Origin of the sequence: Enterococcus sp. 3H8_DIV0648, assembly GCF_002140655.1 — a bacterium.
GTDB lineage: Bacteria > Bacillota > Bacilli > Lactobacillales > Enterococcaceae > Enterococcus_A > Enterococcus_A hulanensis.
Genome location: NZ_NGLG01000002.1, coordinates 1,278,960 through 1,280,485, shown reverse-complemented (window position 1 = coordinate 1,280,485; position 1,526 = coordinate 1,278,960). Strand labels below are relative to the sequence as shown.

General features: G+C 33.4%; 1 protein-coding gene and 1 pseudogene. Both read left to right on the top strand.

Annotated elements, in window-relative coordinates; translation table 11 throughout:
• Positions 1–285: pseudogene (locus tag A5875_RS24055) on the top strand (hypothetical protein); the annotation flags it as partial.
• Positions 286–952: 667 nt separating this feature from the next.
• Positions 953–1,526, top strand: a 574-nt coding sequence (locus tag A5875_RS22265; RefSeq protein WP_088935739.1) for a TdeIII family type II restriction endonuclease, incomplete at its 3' end; no start/stop codon positions are given.

Genomic DNA, 1,526 nt, shown 5'->3' with positions numbered 1-1,526 from the left:
GTATTCTTTGGAACAGCACGAATTATTGAAAAACCAACCTATTATGTGGTTCGAATGAAAGAGTTCTGTACCTTGAGAAATATTAGAAGTAAACCTTCTATTTTGATTGGAAAAAAACTTTTGACAGATAATATTACTCTAAGTAATAGGTTTAATCGTTTAAGTAAAATTTCAGAGTTTAAGTTCTTTTACTTTGGAAAAATTATTGTACGAAGAAATGAATATTTAAATTTTGAATGCAAGAGTGAGTCAAAACTACTTGCCAACCTCTATTTGAAAGATTAAAAAAAGATAAGCGTAAAGCAAAGTCATCCACCCTTGCAGTGTTAACGGGAGTATCAACTATACTGTAGAAGTTAAAAAGTTAAGTTTTTTAGAGAATAAACTCTCACAGTATTTTAGCAGCTAGGAGAAAACTATTTGAACGTACAGTTAAATTGATCTAACCCTACAGAGGGTAGATCACATATTCTCAATTCTGGAGGCGAAGGCCTTGTTAGCTATTAACTGATTGAGTACCATAGCCCAGTTTTGGATATAGCGTTTTCTCACTTCGTGTGTTATTCTATCATGCGTGAATAAAGCAATTTGTGAAGTGCTTTCTCATTTGAGAGCACTCCTTTTTGTTGACTTTTCTAAAACTGGCATGGGTGCTTTCAATACATTAAGCTTATTGATCGTCTTCTTCATATTCTGATATTTTCAGTTCCACTCTATTCTTTAGTGCCGTTAACATCTCTATATCAAGATGTTCAATTAGCAAGTCCAAAAGAGCAACTTCCTTAGCTGCTTCTTGTGTTAGATCTGTCTCTTATACACATCTAGATGTGTATAAGAGACAGCTCTATTTTAGTTTAAAAATTAGTTTATCCTTGTTGTTGTTTGATACCTTACTATTCTATTTCTCTGAACTATGTAATAATAATAAAAAAAGAACTGTAGGAGGACACAATTGGACTTAGAAACTAAAGAACGCATTAAGAACAGAATAAGAGAAAAAACAGATAGAATTCTGGCTCGAAGAATACGGGAATTTGATGAAGATATGACAGAATTACTAGTAAGAAATCCTTTTGGCGCACGGCTAGTTCCAGAAGAAATCTGGAAAGGTTCAAAATTTGAAAGATCTTTTGTCACTTCGTTTGGTCAAGGTGTCTATGAACAAATTGCTTATGAAATTGCTATTGGTAGTGAGGCAACAGCTCAAAACCAACATTTGGAAAATATCACTATAAATACATGGCAAGAAGAAGCGATTAATAACTTACTTGATGATCAAAGAAGGAATAGGGGAAATACCCCTAATTGGGAAACAGAACTTGAATCTGTAAGTAATCTAAAAACACGGAGCACAATAGATGTAACAATACTATTTGATTTATATATAAAACGAACAGATGGAACTGAAGAGTATTATTCCATTAAAACAGTCAAACCAAACCTGGATCAAACAGAAATTGCTAAACGGGACATGCTGCGTACAATGACAGCAAAGCCAGATTCACTAGCATTTTTTGCTCTACCTT